Annotated in this window: 9 protein-coding genes and 1 pseudogene; 2 read left to right on the top strand and 8 right to left on the bottom strand. The window is 56.4% G+C overall.

Features of this window, described 5'->3' with window-relative positions; translation table 11 throughout:
- Window positions 1-57: 57 nt before the first annotated feature.
- The 4 genes and pseudogenes from AC5TBW_RS04690 to AC5TBW_RS04675 all read right to left on the bottom strand — a co-directional run.
- Window positions 58-996, bottom strand: a pseudogene (locus AC5TBW_RS04690) (lysylphosphatidylglycerol synthase transmembrane domain-containing protein); the annotation flags it as partial.
- A 4-nt stretch (window positions 997-1,000) separates the two neighbouring features.
- Window positions 1,001-2,965 (bottom strand): glycosyltransferase, encoded by a 1,965-nt coding sequence (locus AC5TBW_RS04685; protein WP_495510960.1) that lies wholly within the window; start codon window positions 2,963-2,965, stop codon window positions 1,001-1,003.
- On the bottom strand, window positions 2,962-3,360 hold the full coding sequence (locus AC5TBW_RS04680; protein WP_495510959.1) for a 6-pyruvoyl trahydropterin synthase family protein: 399 nt from the start codon (window positions 3,358-3,360) through the stop codon (window positions 2,962-2,964). Before AC5TBW_RS04680 ends, AC5TBW_RS04685 begins: the two co-directional genes overlap by 4 nt.
- 34 nt (window positions 3,361-3,394) lie before the next feature.
- Window positions 3,395-4,414, bottom strand: coding sequence for a zinc-dependent alcohol dehydrogenase (locus AC5TBW_RS04675; RefSeq protein WP_495510958.1), 1,020 nt, complete (start codon window positions 4,412-4,414; stop codon window positions 3,395-3,397).
- Between the two features lie 382 nt (window positions 4,415-4,796).
- On the opposite strand from AC5TBW_RS04675, the gene AC5TBW_RS04670 reads away from it, so the two are divergent.
- Window positions 4,797-5,534, top strand: a complete 738-nt coding sequence (locus AC5TBW_RS04670; RefSeq protein WP_495510957.1) for a CDP-alcohol phosphatidyltransferase family protein — start codon at window positions 4,797-4,799, stop codon at window positions 5,532-5,534.
- On the opposite strand, the gene AC5TBW_RS04665 is transcribed toward AC5TBW_RS04670, so the two are convergent.
- The 3 genes from AC5TBW_RS04665 to AC5TBW_RS04655 form a co-directional block, all read right to left on the bottom strand.
- A complete protein-coding gene (locus tag AC5TBW_RS04665) occupies window positions 5,531-6,001 on the bottom strand; it encodes a GFA family protein (RefSeq protein WP_495510956.1) in 471 nt (156 codons plus the stop codon). The two genes, AC5TBW_RS04670 and AC5TBW_RS04665, sit on opposite strands and share 4 nt — an antisense overlap.
- Before the next feature lie 154 nt (window positions 6,002-6,155).
- A complete protein-coding gene (locus AC5TBW_RS04660; protein WP_495510955.1) occupies window positions 6,156-9,347 on the bottom strand; it encodes an efflux RND transporter permease subunit in 3,192 nt (1,063 codons plus the stop codon).
- Between the two features lie 6 nt (window positions 9,348-9,353).
- Entirely contained in the window at window positions 9,354-10,538 is a 1,185-nt protein-coding gene (locus AC5TBW_RS04655) for an efflux RND transporter periplasmic adaptor subunit (RefSeq protein WP_495510954.1), read from the bottom strand.
- 504 nt (window positions 10,539-11,042) lie between these two features.
- Between AC5TBW_RS04655 and AC5TBW_RS04650 the strand changes: the two genes are divergently transcribed.
- The gene (locus AC5TBW_RS04650; protein ID WP_495510953.1) at window positions 11,043-12,002 is read left to right on the top strand and encodes an AraC family transcriptional regulator; all 960 of its coding nucleotides are present in this window, start codon (window positions 11,043-11,045) and stop codon (window positions 12,000-12,002) included.
- Window positions 12,003-12,018: 16 nt separating this feature from the next.
- On the opposite strand, the gene AC5TBW_RS04645 is transcribed toward AC5TBW_RS04650, so the two are convergent.
- On the bottom strand, window positions 12,019-13,362 hold the full coding sequence (locus tag AC5TBW_RS04645) for a diguanylate cyclase domain-containing protein (protein WP_495510952.1): 1,344 nt from the start codon (window positions 13,360-13,362) through the stop codon (window positions 12,019-12,021).
- Window positions 13,363-13,915: the final 553 nt, after the last annotated feature.

Raw genomic sequence — 13,915 nt, 5'->3', positions numbered from 1 at the left:
GTGCGCTTTATCGCGATGGCTCAGCGCAACCCAGATACCCGGCAAACTCGCCAATAGCACCAGTACACCGTAGGCCAACGACACCGCCACCCCCTGGGCGGGCGGTAGACCTACCAATGCCCAGACACCGGCGGCGGCCCCTTCACGCAACCCCCAACCAGCCACCGAAAACGGAATCAGCATGGCCAGCAGCAGTACCGGTGTCAGCGCCAGCACTTGCAGCGCCGGTAGCTCAACCCCAATCGCCCGAGCCGCACAGACCATGACCAGGCCATAGCTCAGCACAATCACCAGCGACGATAGCAACTGCTGGGGCCACACACCGTGGCGCAATAAGCCACGGCGTACATCGCGGGCAAGGGCTTGGCACCAGTGCGGCAAACGTGCCAGCCAATGGCTAATACGTTGGCGTATCAACAGAACGCTGGTGATCACCGCCGCCAGAGCGGCCACTACGCCTAATCCAATCGCAGTGACCACGGATACACCTAGGGCGGCATGCCAGAGTGGTGACAGCAGTAGCGCCGTCAGCGTTAGCACGGCTACCGCTACCTGTCCCGAGGCTCGCTCGATAATGACCGCCCGCCAGGCGCGGCCGCGGGACTGTGCCTGAGTGGCATGACGATGCGCGCGCCCGGCATCGCCTAATACACCGCCGGGCAGCAGTTGATTTACTAACAGCGACAGATAGTACTCACGCAGGGCGTAGACAAACCGCAGCGGTACATCAATCAGCCCAGCGGTAAACTTCCAGCGCCATGCACATAGCATGACCTGCAGGGTGCTGATAACTAACGCCAGCACTACCCAACCGGCCGAGAAACGCTGCACTTCCGCCATGATGGCCTTAGGCTCGACCCACAGCGCCACCGCACCGAGTAACGCTGCACTAATGACTACGCGACGTAGCCATGGGTTTTGTAAGCCCGGTTTGGGTAAACCCCGCTTTTTAAAACCAGTGCAGAGTCGGGTAAGCAGCCCCTTATCAAGCCCCATAGGCTTAGGCCTCTTCCTGGGGTGTGGTAAACAGCGGCGTAGCGAATAAGTCACGGTGCCCGACCCAAATGCCTAGCTCGCCACTTGCCACGGCCTGTTGACGATGCTGCAGCCAAGCGGCAATTCGCGCCGCAGCTTCGGGGGCCTGCTCTGTCGCGGCCTCGGCCCAACCCTCCAATAACGCCATCATCAACGGCTGCTGATCGTGGCTGCCAGCGGCAAGCTGCCACGGGGTTTCGTCTTGCTCTACCCGGTAATTAGCCTTTTCAAGTGCCGCCACTAATGCCTCATGGGCCTGACCGCCTAACGCATCGCCCAAGCCTTTATCACGCTGCTGATGAGCAATAAACATGGCCAGCAGCCAGTGGTCTTCATCATCCAGCACCGGCGCGCCCTGGGAATCAATAAAACGCCACTCGCCGGTCACACTTAACGCTATCAATAGCGCTTGCTGCTGGTCGGCACAACGACCTACCAAGGCATCAATCCACTGCTGGGAAACCAGGTCAAGCAGAGCCGACGCCGTCACTAGGTGCGCATCGTCCAGCGGCACATAGGTAATCGGCTCCAGCGATACGCAGTGCGTTTCAACGGCCACAGGCTGCCCATGAATATTGCTTAGCCCGGCGGCACGCTGGCGGGCCTGGGCCAACAAAATAGCGTCGTGATCAATTAATTCCCAGCGCTGATGGCCGCTTAAACGCGGGGCGAGAAAGCGCATGTTGCTACCCCGGCCACAGCCAAGGTCCGCTATTACTTGCGTTGAGCCATGAGCGCTAAGCCATTCAGCGGCGAACGTGGCTAACCGCTGACTGCGAGAAGCAAAATCAGCGGCCTCACGCAGGGTCAGCCAATCAGACTCAAACTGACTTCCTGCGCGCAGGCTTGCCGAATCGCTGGGCGCACTACCTTGGACTTCTAACGCTTCCGCGAAGGCGACACCCGCCGCCGACCAATCACTCAACTGGCTACGAGCTTGGGCAGCCCCATGGCGCAGCTGGTGGCGCAGTTCTGAGTCATTACAAAAGCTGCTCAAGGCCTCTTGAAGCGCCGCAACGTCGCCCGGTTCAACGCTCAAACCGGCACCTTCTGGCAGGGTGTCGCGTAGCGCGCCACCGGTGGTGGTAATCACCGGCAGACCATGGGCCAGGGCCTCGGTGACGACCATTCCATAGCCTTCATACCAAGAGGGCAGCACCAGCGCATGAGCATGCCGATAAGCCGCTTCCAGCGTTTCGTTGTCACATTCGCCGTGCAACTGCACGCTGCTCTGCAAGCCATTCTGATCAATGAGCCGTTGCACGCGCTGGGTGAACGCTGAGTCCCGCGCTCCGCCATAGCAGTCACACTGCCAGTGATCACCGCCCACCCCCGCCAGCGCTTGAACAAGAATATCCTGCCCTTTGCGCGGCGTTAGCGTTGCTACACACAGTAGGCGCAGCGTTTCCCCTGGCTCTGCCGCCGGGCTAATCGGTGCCTGGGCCACGCCTGGCTCTACCACAGTGACACTCGCGACGAGGGGCATGGCGTAACGGGCCGCCAGTTCCGGCAAGCGCCGAGCCGTAAAATGACTGGTGACAATGATGCGCGCCACAGGGGCAAGCGCCGTTAACTCGCTGCGATGAAAACGCTGCTGATCGTTCTCATTCAGGCCCAGCTCATCGCCTAAGGGGTGGTGCAGCAGCGCAGTGATTTCCAGCCGCTTTGCATGCTCTGCCACTATCTCCGGCAGTGCGCCCATGGCCAAGCCATCGATCACCACAGCTGCATGGTCGGGTAGTGACTCAAGCGCCTGGGCGAGTGCTGCTGCCGCTTCTGCATCCGCATCAGGAAACCGTCCCGCCAGACCCACAACGTCAATCTCCCAGCCCTGGTTGCGCAAGGCTGAGACAATATGAGCATCGTAGATATAGCCGCCGGTACGCTGAGCAGGGTCACCGGCAACCATCAGGGTAAACCGCTGACTCATAGGCCGCCTTCATAGCTTGCCCACGCCACATGGGATTCATGTAATTTGATCTCCATATGGCTGATACCTTTAGCGGTGATACCCATTTTGCCCTCACCAATGGCTTTAGCGAGCTGGTCAAAAATCACCTTGGCCATAAACTCGGTGGTGGTGTTTTTACCCGCAAACTCGGGCACTTCGTCCAAATTACAGAAGTTGTATCCCGCCAGTACGGATTTCACCGTTTCACTGGCAAGGCCAATATCGATCACTAGGCCATCCTCATCCAGCTCAGGACGCTGAAAAACCACATCCACCACATAGGTGGCGCCATGGGTACGCTGGGCGGGGCCAAAGATTTCACCGTTAAAACTATGGGCGATCATAAAGTGGTCACGGACACATAAACGAAACATAAAAACTCCTGATTAAATAATTAAAAACATAAGATTAATGGGCATATCGAAGACGATGGCAAAGCTCCACGCTGCCACGGCCAAACAGCGTATTGGCCAATGTAGGCAGCTGTGTAAAGTCGCTTTCACCACTGATAAGGACGTCTAGTCGCTCATCCACCAGTAGACTCAGCGCTAAGCGAAGGCGGCGCTGGTAGTCCCAACGCGGGCGAAGTTTTGGTGGCAGCTGACCCACTTGGCTGGCCTTGAGCGTTAACCGCTGAGAATGGAAAGCCCCGCCCAACGGAATCGAGACGTCTCCCTCGCCAAACCAGCTCATTTCGACAATGCGCCCTTCGCTACCGACTAACTCAAGGGCTTGGCGTAAGCCAGCCGACTGGCCACTGGCGTGGATCACACAATCTTGATCATGGGGGGCTTGTTCGGGCGTTGCAAAAGCGACGCCTAGCTGTTCGGCCAGATGGCGGCGCTGGGGGTTGATATCGACCAAATGTACGTCGACGCCAGGCACCTGGGCACATAGGTAGGCAACTAACGCACCAACGACCCCGGCGCCTATCACGCAAATCCGCTCGCCCAACATTGGCTCGGCATCCCACACACCGTTAATGGCGGTTTCCATGTTAGCGGCCAATACAGCGCGTTTAGCGGGTACGTTTGCAGGCACTTCCAGCACCGCTGAAGCAGGTACGATGTAGTGATCTTGATGAGGAAATAGACAAAAAACGGTTTTATTCAAGAGCGCGTCGGGCCCTTGTTCGACGCAGCCAACGCTGCAATAGCCGTATTTGACCGGGGCGGGAAAGTCACCCGACTGGAAGGGAGCCCGCATGCGTGAAAATTCGCTTTCAGGCACACGACCATTGAACACCAGCGATTCGGTGCCACGGCTGATACCGCTGTACAAGGCACGTACGTGCACCTCATCCTCGGCGGGGGTAGCAAGCGGCTCACATCGCAGCTCGCCTTCTGTGGGATTGATGACCCAAAAGGCAGTGGCGGTGGTCTTTTTGGCAACGTCTATATGTTTGCCAACATCGTCAGGTGCCGACATAAGCGTTCCTTTTTGTGACGAGCTCACATAATTCGAACTCTCTTTCATTCCGTTGAATAGTACTTAGCACCATCGAACTGCAAACTAAGACTAACGCCCTGACAGCTGAGACTGAGTAGCACGTTAAGTGACTCGGCTCTTTGCCAATGGGGTTGGACACATACTGATCGGGTCCATGGAGAACAGTTTACAATAGCTCACTATCTTCAGCGTAGCGGTTGAAAGAAAATATTCGATTAACTACTAGGAATACTTGAAACTACCTAGCCTATTTTTTTGGATCACATAGACAACCCTACCTTCTTCTACAAGAATGGTACATATAAAAATATTTGCATCATTTATTTCAACTGCTGATAGCGACGCCGCTTCGTGAGCCACCATGCCGCTTTTTTCAAATGCCTCGTCTTACGCTTTACCCAAACGGCTATACAGCTCCACAGAGCTACTGCTGGGCGGATTATTGCTGTTCGGCGTGGGAAAATGCTTTCCGCTTCTGATGGCGGCCCCGGCTAACTGGTGGGTAGCCTATGGGTTGTACATATTGATAACCGTCATGGTCATTCTCTTCTGGCCCTACGGCTCTTTGGGTTGGGCAAACCGGGTCACGTTGGGCCGTTCGGTATTAGTTGCGCTGGTGGCCGGTTCACTCGCCGCCAATGCGTTTGTTGACGCCATCTGGCAATGGCTGGCAATGGCGGTCATCGCCCTGCTGTTGGATGGCGTTGACGGCTGGATTGCCAGACGCACCAAAAGTCACTCGCTGTTCGGCGCGCGCTTTGATATGGAACTGGATGCCCTGCTGATATTGCTGCTTTGCGCGGGATTGCTGCGGCAGGAGTCTTTAGGTCTTTGGGTGCTGATGATTGGCGCTATGCGCTACCTGTTTGTGGGCGCCAGCTGGCCGTTTCCCTGGCTTTCAAAGCCGCTGTTTGAAAGCTTTCGCCGTAAGGCCGTGTGTGTCTGGCAAGTGGTGGCGCTGCTATTGGCGTTAACGCCACTCACCTCCCACCTAATGGCCAGCCTGCTGGCCATTAGCGCATTGATCTCTTTAACGTATTCGTTTGGGTTCGATGTGTGGTGGCTTTACCGAAACGCCAAACAGAGCGCGATGCATTAGCGCTCCAACCCCAGGCGCTGGTGCCACTCGGCAAGGCTTTCATCCGGATATTCATCAAAGCATTTGTCTTGGAACTGCGCATTGACCTCGACCCAGTCTGCCCGGCTTCCCAGCATCATGTGTGTTTTCCTCGGCGGGGTCGGCAAGTCCGTATCAATCGCAGAGGCGAAAGGGTGTACAAGCTCGGGCCAGTCAGGATCGTAAACCCATAGCGACGAAGCGCAGTGTTTGCAGAAATGCCGCTCTCCCATGCTCTGCTCACCCTTAATGAAGGCGCGGTAGACAGTAATATGCTCTCCGCCACTAACGTTGAGCGTTTTGCTGTTGCCACTGAGATTGATGGCATAGCCTCCACCACCCGCCGTTTTACGGCAGATTGAGCAGTAACAGCGATTGAAAGGATAAGGGTGGTGTGACTTCACACTGAAGGTTACGGCCTGGCAATGGCATGATCCTTTAAGCAGCATAGTCGCCTCCATTGCTTGCTTGAATACTCTTTAACTATAGCCAAACCTGCGTAAGCCCCGCATTTTTCTGCGGGGCTGTGCATCCTTTTTCAATCTAACGGGGCATTTTCAACTGACCGCTAACGATAGCCAATAAGCATTGAAACAAACCTCGCTAACTTTTGGCAGGCACCTCTCCCTGGTTAGTATTCTCCTCGATGGCCAAGGTAGAAGTGTGATGGCTGACCAACGGGCCTGCCAGCTTGCGCAGCGCCACGTAGAACACCGGCGTTAGGAACAGGCCGAACAGTGTGACGCCGATCATGCCGGCAAACACGGCGGTACCCAGCGCCGCCCGTACCTCGGCACCTGCACCGGTGGCAAGCATTGAAGGCAACACCGCCGCCGTGAAGGCGATCGAGGTCATGATGATCGGCCGCAGCCGCAATCGACAGGCTTCCAGGGCCGCGTCCACTACGCCCTTGCCCTGCAGTTCCAACTCGCGAGCGAATTCCACGATCAGGATGGCGTTCTTGCACGCCAGGCCAATCAGCACCACCAGCCCCACCTGCACGAAAATGTTGTTGTCGCCCCCGCCAAACCACACACCGATCAGCGCTGCCAGCATCGACATGGGCACGATCAGAATCACCGCCAGCGGTAGTGTCCAGCTCTCGTAGAGGGCCGCTAACACCAGAAATACCAGCAGGATCGACAGTGGGAAGACCACCAGCGCCGCATTACCCTGGGTGGATTGCTGGTAGCTCAGGTCGGTCCACTCCAACGCCATGCCCGGAGGCAGCACCTCTTCCGCCAGAGCGTTGATGGCGTCCATCGCCTGGGCGGACGAAAGCACGCGGGGATCAAATTCGCCGGCCAAGTCTGCTGCCGGATAGCCGTTGTAGCGCAACACCGGGTCTGGGCCGAAGGTTTGCCTGATATCCACCATCGTGCCGATAGGTACCATTTCCCCCTGGTCATTACGGGTACGCAGCCGGGCGATATCTTCGACGCTGGCCCGGTAAGGCGCATCCGCCTGGGCGATCACCTGCCAAGTCCGCCCAAAACGGTTGAAGTCATTCACATAGGTCGAACCCAGATAGGTCTGCAGGGTGTCGAACAGTTCGGTCAAGGGTACGCCCTGGGCCTTCGCTCTCAACCGATCCACCTCGGCATCCAGCTGCGGCACGTTGGATTGATAGCTGCTGATCGGAAACCCCATACCCGGCGTCTGCGCAATCGCGCCCTGGAGTTGATTGACCGCCTGCTGCAGCGCCCCATAGCCAAGATTGCCGCGATCCTCGATGAACAGCTGAAACCCCGAACCATTGCCTAGCCCCAGAATTGGCGGAGGCATAAAGGAGAACGCAAAGCCCTCTTTCAAGCCGCCAATGCCCTGGTTGATCCGTGCATTTATTTCCGCTGCGCTAAGACTGCGATCACCAAAGGCGCTGAGGGTAAGAAAGGCTACCCCGGTGTTGGAGGTGTTGGTGAACTGCAGCGCGTTCAGACCCGGAAAAGCAATGGCGTGCTCCACGCCCTCGGTCTCCATGGCAATATCCACCACGTCCTGAAGCATCTGATCGGTTCGCTCCAAAGAGGCCCCTTCCGGCAGAATGACGCCCGCGATCAGATAAAGCTTGTCCTGCACCGGAATAAACCCAGGCGGCACCGCTTTGAACATCACCCCAGTGCCCAGCAGTAACAGCGCGTAGACCACAAACACCGCGCCGCGATGTTTCAGGGATCGGGCCACGCCTCCTTGGTACTTATTGGAGCTGGCGTTGAAAAAGCGATTGAAGGGACGGAAAATCCAGCCGAACAGCTTATCGATCACTCGGGTGAGTCGATCTTTAGGCGCGCCATGGGGCTTGAGCAGCATTGCCGCTAGCGCGGGCGACAGGGTCAGCGAGTTGATGGTGGAGATCACCGTGGAGATGGCAATCGTTACCGCAAACTGGCTATAGAATTGACCGGTCACTCCCGACAGGAAAGCCATGGGAATAAACACCGCACACAGCACCAAGCCCACGGCGATGATAGGGCCGGATACTTCCCGCATAGCCTGATGCGCGGCGGCCTGGGGCTTCAGGCCCTCCTCGATGTTCCGCTCCACGTTTTCCACCACCACGATGGCGTCGTCCACCACAATGCCGATGGCCAACACCAGCCCAAACAGCGTCAACGTGTTGATGGAGTACCCCAGCAGGTAAAGCGCCCCAAAGGTACCGATCACCGATACCGGCACCGCCAGCAATGGGATAATGGAGGCACGCCAGGTCTGCAGGAACAGTGTCACCACCAACACCACCAGTAGCACGGCTTCCAGCAGCGTCTTCACCACGGATTCAATCGAGTCATTAACGAAGATCGTGGTGTCGTAGACCGCTTCATACTCCACCCCTTCCGGGAACTGTTCGGACAGCTCGTCCATGGTGGCGATAACCTGCTCGCGAATCTCCAGCGCATTGGCCCCCGGTGCCTGAAATATCCCCACACCGACCGCGTTGTTGCTGTCCAACTGCGAGCGCAGCGTATAGTCCCCGGCGCCCATTTCCAGCCGGGCCACATCCGAAAGTCTGAGGATCTCGCCGCCCTCGCCGCGCTTCAGCACGATGTCGCCGAACTCCTCCACCGTTTCCAGCCGCCCTCGGGCGTTGATCAGCGTGAGGAAATCACTATCTTCAATGGGTTCTGCCCCCAACTGCCCGGCGGAAACCTGCACATTCTGTTCGCGCATGGCGCCGACCACATCGCCAGCCGTGAGGCCACGGGCGGCTATTCGATCAGGATCAAGCCACGCCCGCATGGCGTAGTCACCCCCGCCGAAGATTTGCGCATCACCTACCCCTTCGAGCCGGGCCAGACGATCTCGGACATTCAGCCGCACATAGTTGCGTAGGTAGAGGGTGTCGTATTCACCGCTGGGCGAGGTCAGGTGAACGACCATTAGAAACGTAGGCGACTGCTTCTGGGTGGTAACGCCTTGACGGCGCACGGCTTCCGGCAGCCGGGCCTGGGCCTGACTAACGCGGTTCTGCACCCGAACGGCAGCCTGCTCAGCATCGGTACCAGGGCGGAAAGTAACAGTCATCTGCAGCACGCCATCGGAGCCCGCGACGGACTTGAGGTACATCATGTCCTCGACGCCATTGATGGCTTCTTCCAGCGGCGTCGCCACGGTCTCGGCAATCTCCTTCGGGTTCGCGCCGGGGTAAACCGTGCGAACCACCACGGAGGGTGGCACCACGTCTGGGTACTCGCTAATCGGCAGGTTAGGAATGGAGATCAGCCCCACCGCCAGAATAATGATCGACAGCACAGCCGCAAAAATCGGTCGGTCCACGAAAAAACGAGAGAAATTCATGGCGGTTTAGTCTTCTCTGGCAGCAATAGTGGGTTGAGCGTCAGCAGCCGGGGTGGCAGCTACGCTTTGCGGGCTCACTTCCATTCCGGGAAAGAACACTTTTTGCACACCGTTAACAATGACTCGATCACCGGGACTGAGCCCCTCGGTGATCACCCACTGGTCCCCCATCTGACGCCCGGTAGCAACCGGTTGACGATTTGCCCGATTGTCGCCATCCACGACATAGACGTAGCGACGATCCTGATCGGTCAAAATCGCTTTACGATCCAGTAGCAGCGCCTGCTCCAAATGAGCAACCGGCATCTCGACACGGGCAAATTCTCCCGGCCGGATGCGACCATCAGGGTTGGCCAATAGTGCCCGGAACTGCAGCGTTCCCGTATTGGGATTCAAACGGTTGTCGATAAAGTCCAGCGTGCCACTGTATTGACGCTGCGGATCTCCGCCCAGCTCAATCCTCAGGCTGCTCTCTTCGTCGGATAGAAGGGTTTGGCTGGCGAAGGCAGCCTGCTCGTCGGCTTCGAAATAGACATGAATCGGATCGATGGTAACGAGGGTCGTCAGCAGGCTTTGGTCAGCGCTGGCCAAATTGCCTCTGGTCACCATTGCCCGACCGGCTCGGCCACTGATCGGCGCTATAATGCGGGTGTACTCAAGATCAAGCTCGGCGGTCTGCAACGCTGCCTCAGCGGCATCGACCATGGCACGCGAATTACTCAGGGCCGATTGACGCTGGTCATGCACTTCTTGGGAAATGGCCTGACGCCCCAGCAACACCCGGGCGCGCTCGGCTTCACTGCCCGCCTGGGCCTGCTGGCTCCTGGCCTGAGCAAGATCCGCCTGGGCGGCACTCACACGGGCCTGATAGGGACGTGGATCGATCAGGAACAGCAGATCCCCCTGCTCTACCAGTTCACCCTCTTCGAAGGCGACTTCCTGGATATAGCCGCTCACTCGCGACCTTAGTTCCACCGTTTCCGCGGCTTCCACCCGCCCGGTGAATGACTCACTCAACACCACCGGCTGAGCGGTCACTTCTGCCACCTCGACTTCAGGAGGTGGCGGTGGCGACGCAGAAGCCGCTTCCTCACTCTTGGCTTCACAGCCGGTAAGCAAGGCCATCAGCAGCAGGAACAGTAATATCGTTCGACTGCTTGCAAAGCGGGTTGTTTGAGACAGACTTCCCATGATTACTTGCTCCAGTGGCTATCGTAGATCGATAACAACGTTCGTTATATAACCCCTCACCGCGTTGGCGGTTGGCGTTTTTTAATGAGTCGGTTCAGCACGAACCATTTCGACAGTGCACTAAGGCTTCCCCCGTGAGGGCAGCCTCGGCAGCATTCTTGAATGACGCTCAGTTCATACGGAGGACAGGCAAGCCCGCAGCACTAGGCTGCGCGCTCCGCGCCCATCAGACGCTACTTACAATAGGCGACACGAGCGCATGGAAGGTATCGCGTTCCTGCGGAAAGCTTGCCTGTTTCTGTCGCGGGCAGAAGTCGGTCCGATAAGCAGACCCAATCAAACGCTCGAGCTATTTTCGGGCTCGCGCAGCATGACGACCAGGTAGCAGCTGGTGCGAGTTGTCGATTTCTACGGGGTACTTGCCTGATCCTGCAAAAACAAATGAAAAGGCCTACGATTCATGAAGCGGAGGCATATACTGCGAGCTAATAGGGAGGAGAGCCATTGACCACTATTTTGCCTGAGCAGATCGTCCAGCTCAGCGACAACCTGTCGCAACAGTTAATCAGTGTTGCCCGTCGATGGAGTCCGCTTGAGGAGCTTCAGGATACGGCGATTGCCGAAGTGCAATTGGTGCGCGCTGACGTCCCCACCAGCTTTCACTGTGCGGTATACGAGCCGTGCCTGTGCTTTGTCATTCAAGGCAGCAAGACGGTGCTACTGGGTGACAAGGAGATCGTCTACACCGGGCCCAGCTACATGGGTAGCGCCATTCACCTACCGGTGGTAGGCAGGATTGACCATGCCACCCCAGAAAAACCCTACTTGGCGGTAAAGGTCTCGGTGGATCCTCAGGAGGTAGCTGGACTAATACTGGAACTGGGCGAAACAGCGCCGCCCGCGGGAAATGATACTATCTGCCCCGAGATGGACTGCGGATTAAAATCAGCTCCTATGGATACACGTATGCAGGGCGCGCTCTATCGACTCTTAAGCCTGCTCGACTCCCCAGAAGATATTAAAGTGCTTTCGCCCCTGGCCCGTCGTGAGTTGATTTACCGGGCACTCATGGGCGAAATGGGGCCTCACATGCGCCGGTTTGCCGCTTCGGACTCACAGGCCAACCGGATTGCGCGGGTCATCTACGCCCTTAAAGAGCGCTACACACAACCGCTCAAGATCCGTGAACTGGCAGCCGCCGCCAACATGAGCGAATCGACGCTTTATCATAGTTTCCGGCAAGTCACACGCATGTCGCCTCTGCAGTACCAGAAGAAACTTCGCCTGCACGAGGCCCGACGCCTGATGCTGGCCGAGGGGCTAGAGGCAGCCACCGCCAGCTACCGGGTAGGTTATGAAAGTCCTTCCCACTTCAGCCGCGAATACAGCCGCATGTTCGGTGCCCCGCCCCGGGCGGACGTTAGCCAATTACGTGGGGCAAGGGCAGCACCACAACCTGCCTAATCATCAGACGATAAGCTTAGGCCAACGATGCTCCCGCTTTGTCGAGCGCGTCCTGAAAACACATCTGATTAGAACCGGCTTTTTTAGCTTTATACATCGCCTTATCCGCCGCTTCTAATAGCGAATCTGGTGTGGAAGCGGCCTCCGGGTAGAACGCTATCCCAATACTGACGGAAATCTGAATGCGCTGCTGCCCCATGTGAAATGGCATCGCCACGGCATCAATTATCGTCTGCGCCACATGCTCGACATCTTTGCGCTGCTCGGCGCCGGTGAGAATCACGGTAAATTCATCCCCGCCTAAACGGGCCACCGTATCGTTCGCTCGGACACAGCCAGCAAGGCGCTCCGCCACATCAGACAGTATGCGGTCTCCCGCTTCATGGCCGAGCGAATCATTAACGTCTTTAAAACCGTCGAGGTCCATAAAGAGGAGCGCAAGAGGCCGGCTACGGCGCTTTGCATGTTTGATTTCCTGTTCCAGTCGGTCCAGAAAAAGACGCCGGTTTGGTAGCCCCGTCAAAAGGTCATAGTGGGCGTTATGCCATACTTTCTCTTCCGCAATGGCCTGCTCAGTGATATCGCGGGAAATACAGACCATCGCTTCGGTGCCTTGCTGCTCATCAAGCACGGGTGCAAGCAGATATTCAAATTTCTCGCCCCGGCCAGAAGCAAAAGTATGCACAAACTTACCCCGAAAGGTGGATTGGTCAGCAATGATCTTATCCAAATTACGCTGAAAATCAGAAGCGAACGAGAAACCAAGGTCAAACGTCGATTTGCCGATGATGGCCTCAGGTTCCATGGCGAAGAGATCGGCGGTAGCCTTATTGGCGTATATAAACCGGCCTTCAAGATCGAGAACATAAATCGGGTCTGGGGAGGCAAGCAGAATGGCACCAAATAGCCGGGTCTCCATCTCCTTGACGGTGGCGTACTGCTCCAGTGACTCAGCGACCGCTTGATCTATTGCCTCATGGAAACGGGTAAGATCTTCAAGCCGTTGGCCAGCCAGGGTTGGGTGGGCTTTACTCCAGTGCGACACCACGCTTGCGCGCAGTGCCCGAAACTCAGATACCGTTTCAATAACGGTGAAGCCACTACTCTGCCGTTCCTCGCCATGCACTTCTGCCCAGGTCTCTTCCGGCCCCTTCGGCGCGCCGTCTTTTGATTTAGCCGCCTGCTCGGACTCACCCTGCTGTGCATTGAGACCCGCGGCAATCTCCAACAGCATTTCTTTGGCATGGTCACGTAGACTGCTTTTGTTCATATCCTTTGCGTGATAGAGAGTTCTGGAAAACTCTTCCCAATCGGCAAGAATCGACTCTATCTCAGCTTGAATAAACGCCGCTAATCGCATATCAAACCCTACTTGTTTAACTAAAATTGATAATAGAAGGGAGCAAGGGAAACGTCCGCCTCATGCGGCCTTTCTCTTTTTAGACACTGTTTCAACCATGCCCAATATGCTAGCGAATACCGGCGGAAATTCAGTGCGAACATACTGTAACACGAGCACCGAATGTCGAAGCATGATTTTGTCTGCCCGGCGGTGACGGCCAAGTGTTCGAACAGCAAGCACCTAAATAATAATGCTTAACTTTATCAACTTAAAAACCAACATGGCCAACTATCCAAGCATTTAAACTATGATTTAAAACCCACGTAATAATTAACAGTATCTTAAATATTACAAATAACCGCTCCAAACAACCAGAACACATACAAGATTGAAAAGGCAACAAAATCAGCTAGAACACACATTGTTAGCCATGGCTATGTTAGTTCACTCTTACAAACTTTATTTTTAAAACACTGCCTTGTTTGTTTAATAAAACATGATAGGATTCACCGCTATTCAGCATCCCACTTTAATACTCAGGCAGCGTATTTATTACTCTGCTTCCGGGTTT

The sequence above is a fragment of the Vreelandella sp. ssv genome (assembly GCF_059448525.1).
Note: the sequence above shows the minus strand (reverse complement) of the source record. Positions and strands in the feature narration are given on the sequence as shown.